The organism is Massilia solisilvae (genome assembly GCF_024753215.1).
In the GTDB taxonomy this organism is placed as follows: Bacteria; Pseudomonadota; Gammaproteobacteria; order Burkholderiales; family Burkholderiaceae_D; genus Telluria; species Telluria solisilvae.
The window spans coordinates 574429-589534 of the sequence record NZ_JANUGV010000001.1 but is presented as its reverse complement, the minus strand read 5'-3'; the positions used below and the strand labels follow the sequence as shown (position 1 = coordinate 589534).

The following is a 15106-nucleotide window of genomic DNA, read 5'->3' as shown; positions in this document are numbered from 1 at the left end:
CATGGAACTGCGTACCAACGGTCCGGCCCTGTCCACCATCAACCGCATGGCCGACAAGCCGCTTCCCGCTGCGGCTCCGCAACCGGCCGCCACCGCCGAACTCGCCCCCGCCGCCACCAGCACCGCCCAGGCCGTGCAGCAGCCGGACGCCGCGCCGCCACAGGCCAAGCTGGACGAGGCGCTCAAAAGCATCAACAAGTCGATGCAGGCACTGTCGCAGGAGATCGAGTTCTCGATCGATCCGGACACCGACCGCACCGTCGTCAAGGTGGTCGACCAGCGCACCAAAGAAGTGATCCGCCAGATGCCGTCGGCGGAGACCCTGGAAATCGCCAAGGCGCTCGATCGCCTGCAGGGCTTGCTGATCCGGCAAGAAGCATAAGTAGCGCAAACGACAAATAACGACGGAAACTACCCTCTCAAGTCCGCTTGGGAGTTGCCGATAACTGGATATAGTTGGGTTTTTCTGCCAGGAGGTGCATGTGGCCACTACATCCGGTGTCGGGTCGTCCGGTCTAGACGTAAACAGCATCGTCAGCCAGTTAATGGCGGTCGAGGCGCGTCCGCTGACCGCGCTGGCGCAAAAGGAAGCGGCGTACCAGGCCAAGGTCACGGCGTTCAACTCCGTCAGCGGTGCGCTCAACTCGTTCCAGGGCACGCTCAAGTCACTCAGCGACCCGGAGCGCTTCCGCGGCGTGAATGCCAACTCCGGCGACGCCACCATCTTCACCGGCACCGCCACCTCCAAGGCCGTGGCCGGCAATTACAACGTCAACGTCACCCAGCTGGCCAAGTCGCAAACCATTACCAGCGCCGGCCAGCTTGCCATGAACGCGCCGGTCGGCTCAGGTGTCAAGACGACGCTGACAATCGATTTCGGCACCATCACCGGCGGCAAGCTGGTGGATGGCCGCTACGTGCAGGACGCCACCGCCACCCCGCCGGACCCGACCTTCACCGTCAACGACAAGAAGGCGGCCGGCACAGTCGTCATCGACAGCAGCAACAACAGCCTGCAGGGCATCCGCGACGCCATCAACAAGGCCGGCTTGGGCGTGACCGCGACCATCGTTTCGGACGGCAGCGCCAATCCTTACCACCTGGTGCTCACCTCGAACGACTCGGGTGCGGCCTCGAGCATGCGGATCAGCGTGGCGGGCGACAACGCGGCGCCCGATGCGGCCGTCGCCGGCCTGCTCGCCTACGATCCAACCGCCACCCAGAACCTGACGCAAACCGCGGCGGCGGCCGACACCAAGCTGACCGTCAACGGTATTGCCGTGAGCAGCGCCAAGACCACGGTGGACGACGCGATCCAGGGCGTCTCGCTGGATATCCGGAAGGTCGGCGAAAGCACGCTGTCGGTGTCGCGCGACACCGATTCGGTGAAGGCCGCCGTCAACGGCTTCGTCAAGTCGTTCAACGACCTGAACAAGGCAATCAAGAGCGTCACATCGTACAATGCCGACACCAAGCAAGCCGGCCTGTTGCTGGGCGACCCGGCCGTGCGCGCGATCGAGAGCCAGGTGCGCAGCATGTTGTCGGACAACCTCACCGGCGGCAACCTGACCAACCTCACCCAGCTGGGCATCACGTTCCAGAAGGACGGCACGCTGGCGGTTGATGACAGCAAGTTGACCAAGGCGGTCAACAACAATTTCGACGACATTGCCGGCCTGTTCTCGTCGGTGGGCACGGCCACCGACAGCCTGGTCGAGTTCACCGAATCGAGCACCTCGACCAAGCCCGGCACCCGTTCACTCAATGTCAGCCAGTTGGCCACCCAGGGCAAGCTGGTCGGCACCGCCGCGCCGGCCAGTCTGGCCATCATCGCCGGCAGCAACGATGAATTCGCAATGTCGGTCGATGGCGTCAGCGCGACCGTCAAGGTGGCCGCAAAGACCTACGCTTCCAGCGCGGCATTTGCCACGGCGTTGCAGGCAGCGATCAACAGCAGCAAGGACTTCGCGTCGAAGAGCGTCTCCGTCAGTGCGACGGCAGCGGCCGACGGCACCATCACCGTTCAGTCGGACCGCTACGGCTCGGCGTCCAAGGTCGCCATCGGCGGCAGCGGCGCCACCAACATCTTTGGCGCCACCCCGACCGCCACCGACGGCCTGGACGTGAAGGGCTCGATCGACGGCGTCGAGGCCACCGGCTCCGGGCAGATACTGATCGGCGCCGCCGGCAGCAGCGCGTCCGGCATGAAGCTCACCATCAAGGGCGGGGCCACTGGCGATCGCGGGACCGTGAGCTTCACAAAAGGCTTCGCGCAGCAGCTCGGCGCCATGGTCGATAACTACGTCGGCACCAATGGCATGATCAAGTCGCAGACCGACGGCATCAACGTGTCGATCAAGCTGCTGGACAAGCAGCAGGCCGCGCTGCAGGACCGCCTGACGATGACCGAAAAGCGGCTGCGCGCCCAGTACAACGCGCTCGACCAGGCACTGTCGAGCATGGGCCTGACCCAGAACTACCTGACGCAACAACTTACACAGATCGCGAATCTGTCCAAGTCTTCTTAAGCAGCTCGACATCAAGAGGAATATTTATGTTCGGTTCAATGAAAAAAGGCGCCAGCGCATACGCAAGCGTGGGCATCGAAACTGGCGTGATGTCGGCCAGCCCCCACAAACTGATCGTGATGCTGTTCGAAGGCGCCGAAACCACGTTGCGCATGGCCGTGCAGCTGATGGCCGCCGGCGACGTGCCGGGCAAGGGACGCGCGATTTCGAAAGGCATCGACATCATCCAGAATGGCCTGCGCGCCAGCCTGGACAAGAATGCGGGCGGCGAGATCGCTGCCAACCTGGACGCGCTGTACGCCTACATGATCGACCGCCTGCTGCAGGCCAACCTGCACAACGACCCGGAACGCATCACCGAAGTGCTGCGCCTCCTGGGCGAACTGCACGACGCCTGGAAAGCGATCGCCCCGGTCGCGGCCAACGAACCGGCCGTTGCCACCGGCAACGATGCGCTCGCACCGCGCAACACCTCGTTTGTGAGCGCGTGATGATGAACGGAGAAGAAGTGATCTCGATGTACCAGGGCCTGTCCGAGCTGACCGGCCAGATGCTGGCCTGCGCCAAAGAGGGCGACTGGGACCACCTGGTGGAGCTGGAGTCGCGCTGCGCCGACCAGGTGCAGGCGCTGCGCGCCGGCGAAGTGCTGGCGCCGCTGAGCGGGGCCTCGCGCGAGCGCAAGGTCAGGATCATCCACGAGATCATGGCCAACGACCGTGCGATCCGCGACCTCGCCTCGCCGTGGATGACCGAGCTGTCGCGCATGCTGTCGAGCACCGGCAACGAACGCAAGCTGGCCGCCGCCTACGGCGCCGGAAACGGCCTCTGAACGCGCACGCGCGGCGCCGGTAACCCCGCCCGCCGCTGGAATCGCCCATGCTGCCCCGCGATCCCACCGTTTCGCCGGTACTGCGTCCGGCCCCTGCCACCGCCGTCGAAGCGCTGGGCGACCCGCGCCAACAGGCGTTCCAGCGCTCCCTCGCCGGCCAGCTCGGCAAGTCGATGCAGGCCCATGTGCTGGCCCGGCTTGCCGACGGCAGCGCGGTGGTGCGAGTGGCCGACACCCAGGCACGCATGATGCTGCCCGCCGGCGCCCAGGTCGGCTCCGACGTACCGCTCAAGCTGGTTGCCCTCAACCCGCGCCCCACCTTTGAATACAGCAGCGGCGGCACCGCCGCCCTGATCGAGGCCACGCCCGCGTCACATGCGGGCGAGCCGCACGCCGCCCTCCCCGCCCAGCCGGAACCCGAGGGGGCCGCCACCTTCATCCCGCACGGCGAGGCCGGCCCGCTGCTGTACCGCCCGGACGGCAAGGCGCCGCCCAGCGCCGCCGGCACTGCCGCCGCGGCCGCCGCCAGCCAGGCGGGCGTGAGCGCGCGCGGCGCCGAGCCCCAGCACCCGGCGCTGCCCGGCGACCCGTCCACCACCCTGAGCCCGGCCGGCAAGGTGATCGGCGAGGTGATGGCGGCCGTGATGCGGCTCGAGCATCCGGCCGCCGCGGTCACCGCCAGCACGCCGGCGCTGGCCGCCCCCACGCCCGACGCGGCCGCGATCGCCCCGGCGCTCAAGCAGGCGCTGGGCAAAAGCGGGCTGTTCTACGAAGCACATGTGGCCGAGTGGGCGCGCGGCCAGCGCGACATCGCCGACCTGGCCGCCGAGCCGCAGATGGCCAGCCGCCCGGCCGCGCCGACCGAACCGCAGGCGGCCGAACTGATCAACCTGCAGCTGGCCGCCCACGAGACCGGCCAGCTCGCCTGGCAAGGACAACTCTGGCCCGGCCAGCCGATGCAATGGGAGATCCGGCGCGACGCGCCACAGCGCGAACCGGGGCACGAAGCGGCCGAGCCGCCGGCCTGGAAAAGCCGCCTGCGCCTGTCCTTCCCGGGCCTGGGCGATCTGCAGGCGACCCTGGTGCTGGCCGGCGGCCAGGTGGCGGTGCGCGTGGAACCGGAGCAGGAACAGGTGGCCGGCGTGCTGCGCGCCCAGGGCCGCGCGCTGTCCGATGCGCTGGCCGCCAGCGGCATCCCGCTGGCGGCCTTCGCCGTGATCCCGCGCGAGGCCGGCCATGAATGACGAGCACAAGGGCGCGCGCCCGAACGCGGTGGCACTGGCCTATGATGGCGACGGCGCCCCGAAAGTGGTGGCCAAGGGCCAGGGCCTGATCGCCGAACAGATCATCGAACGCGCGCGCGAGGCCGGCGTGTTCGTCCACCAGTCGCGGGAACTGGTGGGCCTCTTGATGGAAGTTGACCTGGACCGGGAGATTCCGCCGTCGCTGTATCGAGCAATTGCGGAACTGCTGGCGTGGCTTTATCATATTGAATCCACGCAACATCATCACCAGCTCGCGCTTCCGCCGGGCGCCAACATAACAACGCAGGACTGAGAGACAAGGCGGACCGAAGCAAATGGCTAATTCGGAACTGGACAACTGGCACGACTACCGTGTGGTGTCGCGCAGGGAAATCGTGGCCCTGCTGCGCCAGATCGCAGAGAAGAACCAGCTCGTGCGCATGCTGGTGCACGGCGAGGCCGACGTGTGCGTCACCTCGATCCTGGATGTCGATCCCGACAACGACACGCTGGTGCTGGACCGCTCGATCGACCGCGACCAGAACCGCCGCATCCTGTCCGCCGGCAAGGTGTCCTGCGAAACCAGCCTGGACAAGATCCGCATCATGTTCAAGCTCGAGAACGTGCGCGAGACCGAATACGAGGGCAGCAACGCGCTCGAAGCGGACATTCCGGAAACCATGGTGCGCCTGCAGCGGCGTGAGTTCTATCGCATGGCAACGCCGGTGACCAACCCGGTGCGCGCGATCATTCCCCTGCCCGACGAGCTGGGCGGCGGCACCGCCTCGTTCCCGCTGGCCGACATCAGCTGCGGCGGCATCGCCTTCCTCGACAGGGAGCACCAGCTGGGCGAAGCGATGGGCCAGACCTTCGAAGGCTGCCGCATCGACCTGCCCGACATCGGCCCGGTGGTCACCGGCCTGGAGATCCGGAACATGTTCGACGTGACGCTGCTGAACAACAAAACCAGCCGCCGCTTCGGCTGCATGTTTGTCAACATCTCGCGCGGCAACCTCTCCAACGTCCAGCGCTACATCACCCGGCTGGAGCGCGAACGCAACGCGCGCCTGGCCGGCCTCGGCTGAGCCGGCACCGCGGCGCCGGAGCGCCGGTCAGACCTGCATGTTCATGATTTCATGATAAGCCGAAACCAGCCGGTTACGCACCTGCACCGTGGTCTGGAAGCTGATGTTCGCTTTTTGCATCGCAATCATCATTTCCGGCAAGCTCACCGTATCGTCGCCCATCGCCACCCGCTGGCCCATCTGGTCGGCGCTCTCCTGGGCCGCGCTCACCTGCTGCAGCGAGGTCTTGAGCGCCTGCGCGAAGTCGGCCTTGGGCGCGGCAGCCGGGCCCGGCGCGGCCACGGGCGACGCGGCCGGACGGGTAGCGGCAGCCTTGAGCTGCGCCATCATCGCCTCGATCCGGCTGCTGTCGATTCCACCCATGTTCATCTGATCCTCCTGTGTCGTGGCACGCCTGCCCGCGCGGCGGACAAGCGAACTCAGGCTGTCAGAATAGCAGCATGATGGCAAGCCACAGTCCCGAGCAGGGGCGTAAATGCGCCTCTTTTTCGGCCTTTGAACCCGCGCCGCCGGCCTGATAATGCCGGCTTAAATCCCCCTATCCCGAGACCACCATGGCAGCAGCGGAAGACGCCGACAACCAGCCGCAACCCTTTCTCCAGACCGCCTTTGGCCGCAATATCGTGCTGGGCGTGGTGGCGGCCGTCGCATTGGCGGTGGCGGTGGCGCTGTGGATGTGGAGCCAGCAGCCGGAATACCGGGTGTTGTTCTCGAACTACAGCGACCGCGACGGCGGCGCCATCACCGCCTCGCTCGACCAGATGGGGGTCAAGTACAAGTTCTCCGAAGGCGGCTCGGCGATCCTGGTGACCGCGGACCAGGTGCACGACGTGCGCCTGAAGCTGGCCGCCCAGGGCCTGCCCAAGGGTGGCAACGTCGGCTTCGAGCTGATGGAAAACCAGAAGCTGGGCGTGTCCCAGTTCCTCGAACAGGTGAACTACCAGCGCTCGCTCGAAGGCGAGCTGGCGCGCTCGATCCAGTCGCTGGGCGCGGTGGCCAGCGCGCGCGTGCACCTGGCCATGCCCAAGCCGTCGGTGTTCGTGCGCGAGCAGCAAAAACCGACCGCCTCGGTGCTCTTGACCCTGCAGCCCGGGCGCGCGCTCGACCGCGGCCAGGTCTCGGCCATCGTGCACCTGGTCGCCTCCAGCGTGCCCGAGCTGACCACCGGGAACGTGACCGTGGTGGACCAGAACGGCAACCTGCTGTCCGACCCGAACAACGGCGCGGGCGCGCACCAGCTCGACCCCAACCAGCTCAAGTATGTCGAGCAGCTGCAGGCCAACATCGCCAAGCAGGTCGAGTCGATCATCACGCCGCTGGTCGGCCAGGGCAACGTGCGCGCCGAGGCGACCGCCGAGGTGGACTTCGCGCAGGTCGATACCGCGGCCGAGATGTACAAACCGAACTCGCCGCCGGAACCGCAGGCGATCCGCAGCCAGCAGACCGCCGAGGCCTCGCCCGCCCCGGCGCCGGCGTCGGGCGTGCCGGGCGCGCTGTCGAACAACCCGCCGAACAACCCGAACAACCAGCCCAACAATCCGCAGCAGAACGGCAGCACCACCACCGCCGGCCAGCAAGCGCCGGCCAACCCGCAGCCGGCCACCAACGCGCACCGCGAGGCCACCACCAACTTCGAGGTGGACAAGACGGTGCGCTACGAGCAAAAGCCGATGGGCGGCATCAAGCGCCTGACGGTGGGCGTGGTGGTCAACTACCGGCGCACGATCGATGCGAAGACCGGCAAGGTCTCGGCCACCCCACTGCCGCCGGCCGTGGTGGCGCAGATCAATGAACTGGTCAAGCAGGCGATGGGCTACAACGCCGCGCGCGGCGACACCCTGAACGTGACCAACGCGCCGTTCGAGGGCGTGGACAAGCTGCCCGAGGCGCCGCCGGCGCTGGCCTGGTACCGCGATCCGGAGACGGTGTCGCTGGCGTCCACGATCGGCAAGTACGTGATGTCGATGATCATCGTCGGCTTCCTGTACATGCGCTTCGGGCGGCCGCTGCTGCGCCGCTACGACCAGATCGCGGAACCGCCGCCCGAGCCGGACCCGAACCTGGCCGCGCAGGAGCAGCGCGCCCTGCTCGAGGCCGAGATGGAAGAAGCAGAGGCGCACCAGCAGGCCAAGGGCTACCGCTCCAACCTGCAGATGGCAAAGGACCTGGCGCGCGACGACCCGCGCGTGGTGGCCAACGTTGTGAAGACATGGGTGGGTGCAAATGAATGACGAGGGGATCCAGAAGGCAGCGATCCTGATGCTCGCGCTGGGCGAGGCCGAGGCGGCCGAGGTGATGAAGTTCCTCGGGCCGAAGGAAGTGCTCAAGCTGGGCGCGGCAATGGCGACGATGCGCCAGGTGCAGCACGAACAGGTGGTCAAAGTGCTCGAGTCGTTTCGCGAGCAGACCGACCTGAATTCGACCGTGGGCCTGGATTCGGACGAGTACATCCGCCAGGTGCTCACGCGCGCGCTGGGCGACGACAAGGCCTCGGTGCTGCTGTCGCGCATCCTGGGCGGCAAGGACGCCTCGGGCATCGAGAGCCTGAAGTGGATGGATTCGTCGTCGGTGGCGGAGCTGATCCGCAACGAGCACCCGCAGATCATCGCCACCATCCTGGTGCACCTGGAGCGCGACCAGGCCTGCGAGATCCTGGGCCATTTTTCCGACCGCCTGCGCAACGACGTGGTGCTGCGCATCGCCACCCTGGACGGCGTGCAGCCGGCCGCGCTGCGCGAGCTGAACGACGTGCTGACCAAGCTCTTGTCGGGCAACGAGAACATCAAGAAGTCCTCGCTGGGCGGCATCCGCGCGGCCGCCGAGATTCTCAACTTCATGAGCGGCGAGCAGGAATCGTCGGTGATGGACAACATCAAGAACTACGACAACGACATGGCGCAGAAGATCATGGACGAGATGTTCGTGTTCGATAACATCATCGACATCGACGACCGCGGCATCCAGCTGCTGCTGCGCGAGGTGCAGTCCGAAATGCTGATCATCGCGCTCAAGGGCGCCAGCCAGGACCTGCGCGACAAGATCTTCAAGAACATGAGCCAGCGCGCCGCCGAGATGATGCGCGAGGACCTCGAATCGAAAGGGCCGGTGCGCCTGTCCGAGGTCGAGTCGCAGCAGAAGCAGATCCTGCAGATCGTGCGGCGCCTGGCCGACGAAGGCCAGATCGTCCTGGGCGGCAAGGGCGAGGACTCGTTCGTCTGAGCTGACAGCACATGCAAAAAGAACTCCAAACTGCCTACCAGCGCTGGGAACTGGCCTCGTTCGGCGACGAGCGCCCGGCCGCCGTGGCGCGCCGCACCGCCGAGCAGGAGGCCGCGGTCGCCGCGCCCAAGCTGCCGACCGAGGCGGAGATCGCCGCGATCCTGGAAAACGCGCGCGCCGAGGGCCTGGCGCAGGGCCGCGCCGCCGGCCACGCCGAAGGGCTGGCCCAGGGCCGCGCCGAAGCCACCGCCGAACTGCAGCGCCTGCGCACCATCGCCGACACCTTTGGCCAGGCGGTGGCGCGCGCCGACGAGACCATCGCCAGCGACGTGCTCGACCTGGCGCTGCACCTGGCACGCGGGATGGTGAAAACCGCGTTCGACGTGCGGCCCGACCTGATCATCCCGGTGGTGCGCGAGGCGATCGAGTACCTGCCGGTGCTGCAGCAGCCTGCCCTGCTGGTGCTCAACCCGCTGGACGCGCCGGTGGTGCGCGCCGGGATCGGCGAAGAGCTCGAAAAAGGCGGCTGGCGCGTGGTCGAGGACGCGCAGGTCGGGCGCGGCGGCTGCAAGATCGACACCGCCAGCAACCAGATCGACGCCCAGGCCGCAACCCGCTGGCAGCGCCTGGCGCACGCGCTGGGCAAGAACGTGGACTGGCTCGAGCCGTGAGCGAGACCGCCGCGCCCGACGCCCACACCGCGCGCTGGAAGAGCTTCCTGCGCGACTGCGGGGCCGTGCTCGATTTCGTCGAGCCGATGCAGGTCTCGGGGCGCGTCACCCGCGTGGCCGGCCTGGTGATGGAATGCGTGGGCCTGCGCCTGGCCGTGGGCAGCGCCTGCACGATTCCGGTGGCCAGCGGCGCGCGCATCGAGGCCGAGGTGGTCGGCTTCGAGGGTGAGCGCCTGTTCCTGATGCCGCAAAGCGACGTCGAAGGCGTGCTGCCCGGCGCGCGCGTGTTCCCGGTGGAGGCGGCCGTGCCGCGCCCCGGCAGCGTGCCGCACCCGCGCCGCCGGCCGAGCGACCGCGCGCGCCACCTGCCGGTGGGCAGCAAGCTGCTGGGCCGGGTGGTGGACGGCGCCGGCCGCCCGCTCGACGGCCGCGGCCCGCTTGGCACCGACGAAGTGGCGCCGATCAACGCGCGCCCGATCAACCCGCTCGACCGCGCACCGATCAGCACCACCCTCGACGTCGGCGTGCGCGCCATTAATTCGATGCTGACCGTGGGCCGCGGCCAGCGCCTGGGCCTGTTCGCCGGCACCGGCGTGGGCAAGTCGGTGCTCCTGGGGATGATCGCGCGCTACACCAGCGCCGACGTGATCGTGGTCGGCCTGATCGGCGAACGCGGCCGCGAGGTCAAGGAATTCATCGAACAGATCCTCGGGCCCGAGGGCCTGGCCCGCTCGGCGGTGGTGGCCGCCCCGGCCGACAGCCCGCCGCTGATGCGCCTGCAGGGCGCGGCCTACGCCACCGCGATCGCCGAGCACTTCCGCGACCAGGGCAAAAACGTCCTCCTGATCATGGACTCGCTGACCCGCTACGCGATGGCGCAGCGCGAGATTGCGCTGGCGATCGGCGAGCCGCCCGCGACCAAGGGCTACCCGCCGTCGGTGTTCGCCAAGCTGCCGGTGCTGGTCGAGCGCGCCGGCAACGGCGTGGAAGGCGGCGGCTCGATCACCGCGTTCTACACCGTGCTGTCCGAGGGCGACGACCAGCAGGACCCGATCGCCGACGCCGCGCGCGGTATCCTGGACGGCCACATCGTGCTCGACCGGCACTTGGCCGAGGCCGGCCACTACCCGGCCATCGACATCGAGCAGTCGATCAGCCGCGCCATGCACTCGATCACCTCGGCCGAGCACCAGCAGGCGGCACGCCGCCTCAAGCAGCTTTACTCGCGGTTCCAGCGCTCGCGCGACCTGATCTCGGTGGGCGCCTACGCCGCCGGCAGCGATCCGGTGCTCGACCAGGCCATCGCCCTGCACGACAAAATCGAGGCTTTCCTGTGCCAGGAGATCCACGAGCGCTCGGCCATGCCCGAGAGCTTGGGGCAACTTACCTCTCTATTCCACTGATCGAAGCGCGCGGCCGGGTCCTATACTTTGACCCATCATGGCCAACCCTTCAGCCCTCGATACCCTGACTGACCTGGCCCAGCGCGAGTCCGACGAAGCGGCCAAGCGGGTCGGCGCGGCGCGGCGCACGGTGGAAGAAGCACAGCAAAAGCTGCAGATGCTGCTCGGCTACCGCGACGAATATGCGCAGCGCCTGGACGCGGTCCAGATGGCGGGCATCACGCCGCACGCATACCACAACTTCGTGGCATTCGTGGGCAAGCTGGACCACGCCATCGCCGGCCAGCAGGAAGTGCTGCGGCACGCCGAGGCGCGTACCGCGCTGGAGCAGAAGGCATGGCAGCAGTGCGAGCGCAAGCGGCTGTCCTACCGCACCTTGAGCGAGCGGGCGGCACGCGAGGCGCTCAGGGTGGAGAACAAGCGCGACCAGAAGCTGATGGACGACCACGCGGCGCGCACGGTGTACTACAAACGTTGACGGCGGATCCGAGATGCAGACCAACCCATTACTGAACCTGAACCCTGGCGCGAACGTCAACGGCGCGCCCCAGCGCGCCAGCGCCGACGCCGGCAACGGCGACGGCCAGTTCAGCGCCGCCCTGTCGCGCGAGATGGGCGGGCGCAGCCAGGCGGTCTCCCAGCAGCCGCGCGCCAGCCAGGCCGACAAGCCGGCCGCGGCCCAACCGGCACAGCCGGCCAAGCCACAGCAGGCGGCGCCGGCCGACGCCGACAGCAAGCCCCAGGACACGGCCAAGGCCAGCGTCCAGGACAGCGCGGAAGAAACCGCCCAGGACAGCGATGCCACGGCCGATGCCAGCGGCGCTGTGCCGATGGCCGACATGCTGGCCATGGTCGCCAACTTCAACCAGCTGCTCAAGCAAGGCGCCGCCGCGCCGGCGGCCGACGCCAAAACAACGGCCACGGCAACGGCGACCGACAAGGCGCTGCCGCAGCTTGCCGCACTGGCCAGCGCCGCGCAAGGCGAGGCCGTTCCGGCCCAGCCAGGCGCCACGCCCGACGCGGCCGCGCGCTTTGCCGCCCTGATGCGCGGCGCACAGCGCCCCGCCACCGAATCGGCAAGCACCACCGCAACGGCGGCTGCCGCCCGCGCCGCCGCCGACGAAGCCGGCAAGGCAAAGACCACCAACGCCAGCGCCAGCGCCAGCGGACAGGACCTGTCGGCGCAGGCGGGGCAGGCGCCATCGCACGCCCCCAGCGCCGCCCCCGGCATGGCGCCGGATGCGGCAGCGGCCACCGCCGCGGCGGCCGCGCCGGCGGAGATGCGCCTGGAGCAGCTGGCCGCCGCCGCCGAGCGCCGCGACAACGCACAGGCGCAGGCAAGCGCCCAGCTGCTTGCTGCCACCCAGGCGCCGGCGGCCGCACCCGTGGTGGCGCAGGCCGTCGCGGCCAGCGAACACCTGGGCGCGCGCGTGGGCACCCCGGCCTGGGACAACCAGGTCGGCCAGAAGATCGTATGGATGGTGGCCGGCGGCGAACAGAGCGCCTCGCTCACCCTCAACCCGCCCGACCTGGGACCGATGCAGGTGGTTCTGTCGGTGACCGGCGACCAGGCCAGCGTCGCCTTCTCGTCCAATCAGCAGGAAGTACGGCACGCCCTGGAAAACGCGCTGCCGCGCCTGCGCGAGATGATGGGCGAGAGCGGCATTTCGCTGGGCAGCGCCACCGTCAGCACCGGCATGCCCGATGGACGCCAGGCGCAGGGCGAGTGGAGCGGCCAGGGCGGATCGGGCGCGCGCATGGCCGATGGCGGCGGCGCGCCGGCATCCGACGTGGCAGCCCCGCGCACGGCGACGCGCACCACTGTCCTGGGCGACCGCGGCATGGTCGATACATTCGCGTGAGTTGGACGCGTGGGCCACGCGTTCAAACAGGCTCGCGCCACGGTGGAACCAGCATGAGCGGACTGGCAACGAAGAGCGCAAAAACGGCGATCTGATCGCCCTTCGCCCCTCTTTTCGGGGCTTTTCGCTGCTCAGTTACTCCCGATAATGACATAATGTCGGCACGATCCACTTGAAAGCCCAGAGGTATCTTGAAAGCGAATTCCAAAACCAAGGCTGACCCGAAAGACGAGGCAGGGTCCCCGAACGTCAAGAAGAAGCTGATCGGCATCATCGCCGGCGCCGTGCTGGTGCTCGCGCTCGGCGGCGGAGCGGGCTGGTACTGGGTGCAGTCGGGCAGCCAGCCCAAGGAACACGCGGCGGCCAAGGCCGAACCGCCCGAGTACATCCAGCTCGACCCGTTCACCGTCAACCTGCAGCCGGAAAACGGCGACCAGTACCTTCAGCTGCAATTCACGCTGCAGGTGCCCAACGCCGAAGCCGCGGAACAAATCAAGGCCAACATGCCGATCGTGCGCAACCGCGTGCTGCTGCTCCTGTCGGGCAAGCACGCGTCCGAGATCAACACCGTGGACGGCAAGCGCCAGCTGGCCAGCGAGATCGTCGCCTCGGTCAAGCAGCCGTTCGTCGCCAAGGGCCCGCAGCAGCCGGTGAACGACGTGCTGTTCACCTCCTTCATCATCCAGTAGCAGCAGTACCATGGCCGATAATTTCCTCTCCCAGGAAGAAGTCGATGCCCTTCTCAAGGGCGTCAACGGCGACCAGGACGATGTCGTCGCGGTCGAAGACACTTCGGGAGTTCGCACCTACAACCTGGCAACGCAGGAGCGGATCGTCCGCGGCCGCATGCCGACGCTCGAGATCATCAACGAGCGCTTCGCCAGGTACCTGCGGGTCGGCCTGTTCAACTTCCTGCGCCGCAGCGCCGAGGTCTCGGTCGGCTCGGTGCGCGTCGCCAAGTACAGCGAATTCATCCGCAACCTGGTGGTGCCCACCAACCTGAACCTGATCCACATGAAGCCGCTGCGCGGCACCGCGCTGATGGTGTTCGACCCGGGCCTGGTGTTCCTGCTGGTCGATAACCTGTTCGGCGGCGACGGGCGCTTCCACACCCGGGTCGAAGGCCGCGACTTTACCCAGACCGAGCAGCGCATCATCCTGCGCATCCTCGACATCGTGTTCGAGTCGTACGGCAAGTCGTGGGAGCCGGTGTACCCGGTGCAGTTCGAATACATCCGCTCCGAGATGAACACCCAGTTCGCCAACATCGCCACTCCCAACGAGGTGGTGGTGTCCTCGACCTTCACGGTCGAACTGGGCTCGGTGTCGGGCCAGATCCACTTCTGCATGCCGTACTCGATGATCGAGCCGATCCGCGACGCGCTCACCTCCAGCCTGCAGGGCGAGGCGCTCGAAGTGGACAAGCGCTGGATCCGGCTGATGACGCAGCAGATCCAGGTCGCCGAGGTCGAGCTGGTGGCCACGCTGGGCCACGGCCGCACCACGTTCGACGAGCTGCTCAACATGAAGATCGGCGACGTGGTGCCGATCACCGTGCCGGAGACGATCCAGGCCACGGTGGATGGCGTGCCGGTGATGGAATGTTCGTACGGCGTGTTCAACGGCCAGTACGCGCTCAAGGTGGAGAAGCTGCTCTCGACCGTCGAGCACCAACAAGGTGGCAACACAGGAGAATAAGCAATGTCTGATACCCAGGACGACCAGAACCTCGACGACGATTGGGGCGCGGCGATTGCCGAGCAGGCCGCTGCCGAAGCGGCCGCCCTCGAGAAGCAGCAGGCGGCGCAGGCCGCCGTGTTCAAGGACTTCTCCAACAAGGGCACGCGCAACGAGACGCCGAACGACATCGACTTCATCCTCGACATCCCGGTGCAGCTCACCGTGGAGCTGGGACGCACCAAGATCGCGATCAAGAACCTGCTGCAGCTGGCGCAGGGCTCGGTGGTGGAGCTGGACGGCCTGGCCGGCGAGCCGATGGACGTGCTGGTCAACGGCTGCCTGATCGCGCAGGGCGAAGTGGTGGTCGTGAACGACAAGTTCGGCATTCGCCTGACCGACATCATCTCGCCGTCGGAGCGCGTGCGGAAACTGAATAAATGATTTGGCCATTTACCCGTAGGGTAGGCGGGTTTCCCGCCCACGCGTTCAGCCAAAGCTTGAGTGGCCTGCGTGCCCGGTTTGAACGCGTGGGCGGCAAAGCCGCCCACCCTACGGGACTCGTGCCCACCCTACGGTTCGCGGCAG

17 protein-coding genes are annotated in these 15106 nt (G+C 67.7%); 16 read left to right on the top strand and 1 reads right to left on the bottom strand.

All coding sequences use genetic code 11. From position 1 onward, the window contains the following. The first annotated feature begins 1 nt into the window (after position 1). The 7 genes from NX773_RS02595 (at position 2) to NX773_RS02565 (ending at position 5686) form a co-directional block, all read left to right on the top strand. Positions 2-382 (top strand): flagellar protein FlaG, encoded by a 381-nt coding sequence (locus NX773_RS02595; RefSeq protein WP_258854826.1) that lies wholly within the window; start codon positions 2-4, stop codon positions 380-382. Positions 383-482: 100 nt separating this feature from the next. Beyond that, on the top strand, positions 483-2528 hold the full coding sequence (gene fliD / locus NX773_RS02590; RefSeq protein ID WP_258854825.1) for a flagellar filament capping protein FliD: 2046 nt from the start codon (positions 483-485) through the stop codon (positions 2526-2528). A 26-nt stretch (positions 2529-2554) separates the two neighbouring features. After that, entirely contained in the window at positions 2555-3019 is a 465-nt protein-coding gene (gene fliS, locus NX773_RS02585) for a flagellar export chaperone FliS (protein WP_258854824.1), read from the top strand. After that, the gene (locus NX773_RS02580; protein ID WP_307728423.1) at positions 3019-3357 is read left to right on the top strand and encodes a flagellar protein FliT; all 339 of its coding nucleotides are present in this window, start codon (positions 3019-3021) and stop codon (positions 3355-3357) included. Before fliS ends, NX773_RS02580 begins: the two co-directional genes overlap by 1 nt. Before the next feature lie 47 nt (positions 3358-3404). Next, entirely contained in the window at positions 3405-4601 is a 1197-nt protein-coding gene (gene fliK / locus NX773_RS02575; protein ID WP_258854823.1) for a flagellar hook-length control protein FliK, read from the top strand. Beyond that, complete coding sequence (locus NX773_RS02570; RefSeq protein ID WP_258854822.1) at positions 4594-4914, top strand: EscU/YscU/HrcU family type III secretion system export apparatus switch protein; 321 nt, start codon at positions 4594-4596, stop codon at positions 4912-4914. The genes fliK and NX773_RS02570 overlap by 8 nt, the downstream gene beginning before the upstream one ends. Before the next feature lie 22 nt (positions 4915-4936). Further along, a complete protein-coding gene (locus tag NX773_RS02565) occupies positions 4937-5686 on the top strand; it encodes a flagellar brake protein (protein ID WP_258854821.1) in 750 nt (249 codons plus the stop codon). A 27-nt stretch (positions 5687-5713) separates the two neighbouring features. Here NX773_RS02565 and fliE read toward each other — a convergent pair whose 3' ends face one another. Next, positions 5714-6055 carry a flagellar hook-basal body complex protein FliE gene (gene fliE, locus NX773_RS02560; RefSeq protein WP_258854820.1) on the bottom strand — a complete coding sequence of 114 codons (342 nt, stop codon included), beginning with the start codon at positions 6053-6055 and terminating at the stop codon, positions 5714-5716. A 185-nt stretch (positions 6056-6240) separates the two neighbouring features. Here fliE and fliF point away from each other — a divergent pair, with 185 nt between their 5' ends. The 9 genes from fliF to fliN all read left to right on the top strand — a co-directional run bounded on the left by fliF (position 6241) and on the right by fliN (position 14962). Then, positions 6241-7917: a flagellar basal-body MS-ring/collar protein FliF gene (fliF, locus tag NX773_RS02555; protein ID WP_258854819.1), complete on the top strand. Its 1677-nt coding sequence runs from the start codon at positions 6241-6243 to the stop codon at positions 7915-7917. Next, entirely contained in the window at positions 7910-8905 is a 996-nt protein-coding gene (gene fliG / locus NX773_RS02550; RefSeq protein WP_258854818.1) for a flagellar motor switch protein FliG, read from the top strand. The genes fliF and fliG overlap by 8 nt, the downstream gene beginning before the upstream one ends. An 11-nt stretch (positions 8906-8916) precedes the next feature. Continuing rightward, positions 8917-9576, top strand: a complete 660-nt coding sequence (locus tag NX773_RS02545; RefSeq protein ID WP_258854817.1) for a flagellar assembly protein FliH — start codon at positions 8917-8919, stop codon at positions 9574-9576. Then, a complete protein-coding gene (gene fliI / locus NX773_RS02540; protein WP_370662229.1) occupies positions 9561-10979 on the top strand; it encodes a flagellar protein export ATPase FliI in 1419 nt (472 codons plus the stop codon). The genes NX773_RS02545 and fliI overlap by 16 nt, the downstream gene beginning before the upstream one ends. A gap of 37 nt (positions 10980-11016) precedes the next feature. Beyond that, positions 11017-11457 carry a flagellar export protein FliJ gene (gene fliJ / locus NX773_RS02535; protein ID WP_258854816.1) on the top strand — a complete coding sequence of 147 codons (441 nt, stop codon included), beginning with the start codon at positions 11017-11019 and terminating at the stop codon, positions 11455-11457. 13 nt (positions 11458-11470) lie between these two features. After that, entirely contained in the window at positions 11471-12841 is a 1371-nt protein-coding gene (locus NX773_RS02530; protein ID WP_258854815.1) for a flagellar hook-length control protein FliK, read from the top strand. Positions 12842-13032: 191 nt separating this feature from the next. Continuing rightward, entirely contained in the window at positions 13033-13530 is a 498-nt protein-coding gene (gene fliL, locus NX773_RS02525; protein ID WP_258854814.1) for a flagellar basal body-associated protein FliL, read from the top strand. Between the two features lie 10 nt (positions 13531-13540). Next, positions 13541-14539, top strand: coding sequence for a flagellar motor switch protein FliM (gene fliM / locus NX773_RS02520; RefSeq protein WP_258854813.1), 999 nt, complete (start codon positions 13541-13543; stop codon positions 14537-14539). A gap of 3 nt (positions 14540-14542) precedes the next feature. Next, positions 14543-14962 (top strand): flagellar motor switch protein FliN, encoded by a 420-nt coding sequence (gene fliN, locus NX773_RS02515; protein ID WP_258854812.1) that lies wholly within the window; start codon positions 14543-14545, stop codon positions 14960-14962. Positions 14963-15106 lie beyond the last annotated feature (144 nt).

What these genes read in the sequence shown, in the direction of transcription:
- fliS (WP_258854824.1), top strand. Translation starts at nt 2,555, where the DNA reads ATGTTCGGTTCAATGAAAAAAGGCGCCAGCGCATACGCAAGCGTGGGC.
- NX773_RS02580 (WP_307728423.1), top strand. Translation starts at nt 3,019, where the DNA reads ATGATGAACGGAGAAGAAGTGATCTCGATGTACCAGGGCCTGTCCGAG.
- fliJ (WP_258854816.1), top strand. Translation starts at nt 11,017, where the DNA reads ATGGCCAACCCTTCAGCCCTCGATACCCTGACTGACCTGGCCCAGCGC.
- fliE (WP_258854820.1), bottom strand. Translation starts at nt 6,055, where the DNA reads ATGAACATGGGTGGAATCGACAGCAGCCGGATCGAGGCGATGATGGCG.
- fliN (WP_258854812.1), top strand. Translation starts at nt 14,543, where the DNA reads ATGTCTGATACCCAGGACGACCAGAACCTCGACGACGATTGGGGCGCG.
- NX773_RS02565 (WP_258854821.1), top strand. Translation starts at nt 4,937, where the DNA reads ATGGCTAATTCGGAACTGGACAACTGGCACGACTACCGTGTGGTGTCG.
- fliG (WP_258854818.1), top strand. Translation starts at nt 7,910, where the DNA reads ATGAATGACGAGGGGATCCAGAAGGCAGCGATCCTGATGCTCGCGCTG.
- NX773_RS02545 (WP_258854817.1), top strand. Translation starts at nt 8,917, where the DNA reads ATGCAAAAAGAACTCCAAACTGCCTACCAGCGCTGGGAACTGGCCTCG.
- NX773_RS02595 (WP_258854826.1), top strand. Translation starts at nt 2, where the DNA reads ATGGAACTGCGTACCAACGGTCCGGCCCTGTCCACCATCAACCGCATG.
- NX773_RS02570 (WP_258854822.1), top strand. Translation starts at nt 4,594, where the DNA reads ATGAATGACGAGCACAAGGGCGCGCGCCCGAACGCGGTGGCACTGGCC.
- fliM (WP_258854813.1), top strand. Translation starts at nt 13,541, where the DNA reads ATGGCCGATAATTTCCTCTCCCAGGAAGAAGTCGATGCCCTTCTCAAG.
- fliF (WP_258854819.1), top strand. Translation starts at nt 6,241, where the DNA reads ATGGCAGCAGCGGAAGACGCCGACAACCAGCCGCAACCCTTTCTCCAG.
- NX773_RS02530 (WP_258854815.1), top strand. Translation starts at nt 11,471, where the DNA reads ATGCAGACCAACCCATTACTGAACCTGAACCCTGGCGCGAACGTCAAC.
- fliK (WP_258854823.1), top strand. Translation starts at nt 3,405, where the DNA reads ATGCTGCCCCGCGATCCCACCGTTTCGCCGGTACTGCGTCCGGCCCCT.